Consider the following 6,562-nt stretch of genomic DNA (forward strand, 5'->3'; position numbering starts at 1 on the left):
GCCCAATGCCCAACGATTATTTTGTATTTCTAATTTTATTTAATTGTGATGCTCAAATTTTTAAAGCTTTTGCGAATCTTTATTATTTAAGCTAATGACAGCTTGCAACAGATGGTGATTTATTTTGGCATATAGCTGTCTGCTTTTTTAGCACAAATAGATTCCTTAGATAAAAATATTTATTAACTAGCTAATTGCTAAAGATTTTCAACGTAAAATATTATCTAAATATGTTTACTTAGATTAAAAATGGCAGAGAGATAGGGATACCGTTCTCTGCCATTTTTTATAATCTTTTAAGAGTTAGTGCTGCCAACTTTTTGTTTCAGTCTACGTAGACAAATCTAGATTATGAGAGTTTTAGCTTTGAGCAGCTTGGACAAACGCTAATGTTAAGCTGTCTTTGGCGAGGAAGTGAGACAAATGATAAGCGCGTTCCTCAGTTTTCAACAAAATCTTTTCGTACAGATAGCGTGTGCCCCGATCGCCTAAACTCTCTGCCTGAGCAGCTTGGCGGCGGATTACACCAATAATGGCTTGTTCTGCGGCTAGGTCATTTTCCACCATTTGGCGGGAGGAATATACGCCTTCAGATTCTTGCTCAAAACAGGTTAATTCTGCTAATTTGCTGAAGGTCGCTACTGGCACACCACCTAGTCCATCCAAGCGTTCTCCAATTTCATGAACGTGGTCTTGTACTTGGTCGTAGCTTTCGTTAAAAAACTCATGCAGAGAATAAAATTCTGAGCCTTCAACTACAAAATGATGCTTTTGGTACTGCAAGTATAGTGCCTGGAAACTAGCTAATACAACGTTGAATCCTTCTGTAACTGGAGCCGTGACGCTGTGATCCAGCAACACGGGATTGTCATATACATGACCAAAATTCCGTAACAAAGTTTGCGTTTCAGACATTGTTCTCCTCGCTCTTTAGCAGTTATAGATTTTAACTGCTTATTCTTTACATATTAACATTTTAACAATTAAGAGCAAGCCGATTCGCCATCACAATATTTTGTATTTTTGCTTACTAAAAGTCTCAAGTTTATGGTTTACTGGATGATGGTACACTCATCAAGTTGCATGTTTTTATCATTATTGTTGACATCAAAGCTTAAGTGTGTATATACCCAAAGAAGTGGGGAAGACAAAGGAGAATTTTCTCCGTTGTCTCCCTTTCAATATGGGATGACTACAAAAATTTTATTTTTTTTTCAAAATTAATGAGAATTCTTTGCACTTAAGGTATGCTGGTTTCAAGCGGCTAAACTCCTAAAACTTTCAAAAAGCAGGAAGTTAAATCGTGGTAGTTACTGCAAGTTTGTTGCACTTTGAGGGCAATTCTCTTGAAATCGTTTAGTTCAAAAATAGAAATAAACCACCTTGTAGAGGTGAATTGGGCAGATCGCTGGCAAGTCTATCAACGCCTAAAGGAGTTAGACATTCCCTGTAGTTGTGCGGCTAACCAGGCATTAAAAGTTGAAATTGAGAATCCTACTACGGCTGTTCAACTTTGGAGTGTGATCCGACGATTTACAGCCTCCCGTCAAGACCAGATTTGGACTCTTGAACGCTGCTGGCATAGTCGTTACCAATAGTTCTAATCTGTGGCGGCGGCTGAAAATCTCTCGCTTGATAGCTTGTATTAGTAAAAAGGAGGTTAAAAAAATGGGTGGATCTCACAGTATGGAAGTATCAGAATTTTGCCTTGAAGGCAGGTTTATAGATTTTGTTATTAAAGATGGCTATAAGCTTAAAGGCTTATTGTTGGGGACTCATGAGGGTGAGTCTTACATTAAACTAGCTAAACATTTACGGGCTGCTTTTGACTTGCGCTTACCACCAGGGACTTGGCTGCAAGTTGTTGGTTATAAAAAGCATGATTTGAAGAACGGCACAGTCACTCTGAAAGCTGAACGTGTGATGGCGGCGCGTTCTGAGATGGAGAGAGTTCACACGAATACTCCAGTACAAGAACCCCCATCTATTGATAATGTCAAGGTAAAACCAGTTAAAACTAAAGCCACGATTTTGGTGTGTCAAAAGTCTGATTGTATGAAACGCGGTGGTAAAGAAGTTTGTCAGGCGTTGGAGGCGGCTTTAAGCGATCGCGGTTTAGAAGACCAAGTTACAATCAAGGGCACTGGTTGTATGAAGAATTGTAAAGCTGGGCCTAACCTAGTAATGCCAGATAAAACCCGCCATAGCCGAATTCAAGCTGCACAGGTTCCCGCGCTGATGAATCAGCATTTTGGTGACAAGAGTTTGTCAGCACAGCCTGAGAATTTAAAGGAAGTGGCGATATCTAATGGCAAGTTTTGCGGAAATAAGTAGTGAAATCTTGACATTTTAATGAGAAAGTTTAATAATATCTTCTCAAGTGTGTTCCATTAATACTCGGTCGTAAGCTTTGCTAGAAGTTTGCAATAAAATCAAAAAACTGGCTTTAATTAAAGCCAGTTTTTTGAGTTAATAGGGTTTCTGTTGAGCAATTTTTAACGGGGATGTTCGCATAATTTGTCAAGATTCAAGGGAACGTGGTTGATTGATGAGTACGTAGACACACTGAGGCTTGTCGTTAGACATGGCTTACAGTAGAAGCGTCAATCATCAATGATTTAAAAACAAATGCCACATATCCCTCAGTGGATATACATCGTTTTTTTGACATTTTCCACGATAGTCATGATTTTTTTATTCCGTCATGACTGGAATCGCCTCGCTAAACTCTAGCGCACCCAAGAAGCGCCGCCACTAAACTTCTCCCGAATGAGAAGCGGTTCTGTGGGTTTGGTGTATTACAAAGGATCTTTAAATGTTGGTATAACTCCTCAAGGGATTTATCTGAGTATTTTTCTCTTGTTTAGCTTGGGGCTTACGCCGTTGTTGATTCCCTGGAGTGCCATTAGGAAAATTGAACCTGCTAACCAACTATTTATTATTAAGCGTTTTCGTTTGTATCTTAGTTCCCCAAAAGTCTCCCTGATTTTAAGCAAAGATATTTTGGAACCAGCTAAAGAATTTTTAGCTACTCAAGGATTTGAGTGGATTTAGACAATTCCGGTTTTACCTAGCTGATAACGTAGGGGTACAGATTTGCGATCGCTTGTATTTGATGCCAGATCCAAGCGCTATATTTATACAGAATTATATTGAGCGATGCCTGCGGCGGGCTGTGACCCTCGTTCGCCCTTGGCGTCTCCCTTTGGGAGAAGACTCGCTAACGCAACGCTTACGGTGACGCAATGCAGCTTGTGCTCCAAAGTTTGCTGTTAATACCTTTTTGCGTCTTTTTGGTATCCACACGAAGTGGTAATTAATGAGTTTCACAGATGTTGTTTTATGTCTATACTTTCCAGTCACATTTGAAGTTTCCATAAAGTTATAGTCAATAGCTTGCATCTATAAACCATATTTTAATAGATTAAATTTGTCTGTAATCTGCACGAATAGGAAATTTTTTTTAGCTTATTTAAATCTAAGTAAGTAGGTAGGCACGATCAAACCAATGTGTGTTTAGTTTTGTAAAAACGGTGAAATAACTAATTTGTAAGGTATCTGCCGAATTTACATTTCGTTATATACTTGGAAATTTTCTCGCCCACTTACTTAGCTGTTTATTCGATACCTGGAAAATATACATGGCAAGTGCTACTTAACTTCTTTGAGGGAAAAACCAAACCATTCATGAGTAGAATTATTAGACGAATAGCATTAAAGCTTGCAGCACTTCCAGGGGTATTGAAGCAAAGACAACTGCGGCAACTCTTAAAGATTGCTGGCAGTATTTTTTTTGCTCTTGTTGTTGTGATATATGCGTTGCAAGTGAGGGCGCAAACCACATCCTCATCTTCTGTTTGCGCTCTACCGCCTGCGGGAAGCATTGTCAAAAACCCACCAGAAATCCGCAATCCTGATGCCACCAATCCGGCAAATTTTACGGTTGTCAACATTTCCCCTAACCAAAACTGCTATGTTGCCAATGGTAACTTGCAAGCACCAACGCTTAGGCTGAGTCCAGGTAAGGCAAACTTAGTACTGAGATTGACTAACCAATTACCAGGTCAAGCAAAAGGAACACAAGACCAAAATTGTCAGCGCCAATATCCTGGAGGAATGGCACCCCCAAATTCAACCAACCTGCATTTTCATGGCTTGAGTATATCTTCAAAATGCCATCAGGACGAAGTTGTGCGGACGGTGGTTGAGCCGAAACAGACTTTCCAGTACAATGTCAGTATTCCACAGGGAGAGCCACCGGGACTATATTGGTATCACCCACACGTCCACATGCAGAGTCAAACCCAAGTGCTGAGTGGATTAACAGGTGCCATTATTATTGAAGGCATCGGGAAGTATAACAAGCAAGCTGCTCAACTTCCAGAACGGGTGTTTGTGCTACGTGATACGCAGCTATTAAAATATTTTGACTATCAGCAACCAGTGACGGATATTTCTATCAACTCAGTTCCAATTAGGTATAAAGGTGGGGGTATTTACGATCCGCCAGCCATCATTCAAATGAAACCTAATGAACAACAGTTTTGGCGTGTGGCTAATACGGCGGCGGATACCTTCTTTGACTTGCAAGTTCAATACAATAGCATTGCTCAACCGCTTCAATTAGTATCGATGGATGGTGTTCCGATCAATGCTGATAGTCAGTTGCTGAACCAGACTAAATCTGTCTACCACATTCTGCTACCCCCAGCCGGAAGGGCAGAGTTCATAATCAAGGGTCCGCAAGCGTCGGTCACGGATGCCAAGTTTTTGACGCTGAAATATAACACAGGGGCGCAAAATTATAATAACCCACAACGAACAATAGCTAGAATTCAAATGCAAGCGGCATCATCTGCTTCACCCTCAAATCCTGAGTTAAGCGTTGACTTAACCAAGGTATCGGGCGATCGCTTTTCTGGAGTAAATCAGAACCAGTCTGTAAAGCAGCGCAAGCTCTACTTCTCTCAAACAGCTGCTAATGTACAACCAGAGCAGTATTACATCACAGTAGAGCCAAATAAGCCTAAAGTTTACGATCCAAACTTCAAAACTCCCGATATCACGGTTCAGGAGGGAACGACTGAGGATTGGATCGTAGAAAACCGAAGTTTGGTAATCCATACTTTCCATATCCACCAAATCCACTTCCTCGTCTTAAACAGTTCTGATGCAAGTGAGATCGGGATGATGCGCGACACAATCAATGTACCGATCTGGAACGGTAAGCCAAACACCCCGTTTCCCAGTGTGAAACTGCGAATGGATTTCCGAGGCGTTCAGAATGGTGCAAGTATTGCAGGTACTTTTGTTTACCACTGTCATATCTTGGAACACGAAGACAAGGGTATGATGGCATCTATTCAAGTCAAGAGTAAGTAATGCGAAAATAGTCAGATCATCGCTCAAATGAGCAGGGGTAATTTTTACGTGTAACCTTGATTTAAGCTCGACGTTGACCTTCTGAGGCTCAACGTTGACCTTCTGAGGCTCGACGTTGACCTTCTGAGGCTCGACGTTGACCTTCTGAGGCTCAATGTTGACCTTTTGAGGCTCAATGTTGACCTTTTGAGGCTCGACGTTGACCTTCTGAGGCTCAATGTTGACCTTCTGAGGCTCGACGTTGACCTTCTGAGGCTCAAAAATGGAACACTGTCATTGCGAGGAAGAACGACGAAGCAATCGCAAAAACTAAGGGATTATGCGATTACTTCGCTCCGCTCGTAATGACAATTTTATTGGGTCTAGAAGACTTGAAACCCTTGCAGCTAAGACTTGTGTGTACACCGTAGCCTTAAGAAGGGGGGATTAAGCGGGGAAATTCGACTTGTGTATACAACACCGTAGCTTGTAGGGGAGAGGTTTGGAGAGAGGTCAAAATTTCAATATTCTCAAAGTTATGGAGACGATCGCTATTATGAAAAGACCACAGTTGTAAAAGCGATCGCTTTATAATTTCTACTGTAAATTACATGACCTAAGTTAGAGAAGACTGCAACAACTCTCGCATAGATATAGCTTGCACATGGTTAGGGAACACAGTTAAAAAGTCATTCAGGTTTTGGATAGCTGCATGGATAGGCTCTAAGGAAGCACCTTGAGATAAAACATAGCGATATAACTGCTCTGCTGGTTGAGTATATTGAGCAGCTAAATAGTAAAGGGCTAGGTTAAAGGCATTATTCCAGTTTTGAGGATCTTTTTTGTAACCTTCTTTAGCAAGCTTGATGGCAAGCAGTAAATCAGCCCGTGCTTTATCTGCTTGGTTAAGAGCTAGGTAAGCTAAAGCGCGATTATACAAGTTCCAATTACTGTCAGAATCTAAGTCAATAGCGCGGTTGAAATCTGCAAGAGCCTCATTATATAGCTTAAGCATCAAGTAAGTTTCACCGCGAAGTGCGATCGCCCATTCAGATTTGGGGTTAAGTTCAATGGCGCGGTCAAAATCTTCTAGGGCTTCTGGGTAACGCTTCATTGATTGGTAAGTTTCACCGCGATGTGCGATCGCCCAGTCAGATTTGGGGTTAAGTTCAATGGCGCGGTCAAAATCTTCTAGGGCTTC

The 6,562-nt window shown here is 41.2% G+C and carries 6 protein-coding genes; 4 read left to right on the forward strand and 2 right to left on the reverse strand.

Annotation, left to right across the window (positions count from 1 at the left end; all coding sequences use genetic code 11):
- Nucleotides 1-360: 360 nt before the first annotated feature.
- Complete coding sequence (locus HWQ41_RS19850; protein ID WP_292766430.1) at nucleotides 361-915, reverse strand: Dps family protein; 555 nt, start codon at nucleotides 913-915, stop codon at nucleotides 361-363.
- A 431-nt stretch (nucleotides 916-1,346) separates the two neighbouring features.
- Between HWQ41_RS19850 and HWQ41_RS19855 the strand changes: the two genes are divergently transcribed.
- From HWQ41_RS19855 to HWQ41_RS19870, 4 genes are all read left to right on the forward strand, one after another.
- A complete protein-coding gene (locus HWQ41_RS19855) occupies nucleotides 1,347-1,598 on the forward strand; it encodes an Asr1405/Asl0597 family protein (RefSeq protein WP_292766433.1) in 252 nt (83 codons plus the stop codon).
- A 70-nt stretch (nucleotides 1,599-1,668) separates the two neighbouring features.
- A complete protein-coding gene (locus HWQ41_RS19860) occupies nucleotides 1,669-2,334 on the forward strand; it encodes a (2Fe-2S) ferredoxin domain-containing protein (protein ID WP_292766435.1) in 666 nt (221 codons plus the stop codon).
- Nucleotides 2,335-2,769: 435 nt separating this feature from the next.
- Nucleotides 2,770-3,054, forward strand: coding sequence for a hypothetical protein (locus HWQ41_RS19865; RefSeq protein ID WP_292766437.1), 285 nt, complete (start codon nucleotides 2,770-2,772; stop codon nucleotides 3,052-3,054).
- A gap of 633 nt (nucleotides 3,055-3,687) precedes the next feature.
- The gene (locus HWQ41_RS19870) at nucleotides 3,688-5,382 is read left to right on the forward strand and encodes a multicopper oxidase family protein (protein ID WP_292766439.1); all 1,695 of its coding nucleotides are present in this window, start codon (nucleotides 3,688-3,690) and stop codon (nucleotides 5,380-5,382) included.
- Nucleotides 5,383-5,977: 595 nt separating this feature from the next.
- Here the strand turns inward: HWQ41_RS19870 and HWQ41_RS19875 are convergent.
- The coding region (locus HWQ41_RS19875; protein WP_292766442.1) for a tetratricopeptide repeat protein at nucleotides 5,978-6,562 on the reverse strand (585 nt) is incomplete at its 5' end.

Source organism: Nostoc sp. NOS(2021) (genome assembly GCF_017115025.1).
Classification (GTDB): Bacteria; Cyanobacteriota; Cyanobacteriia; order Cyanobacteriales; family Nostocaceae; genus Nostoc.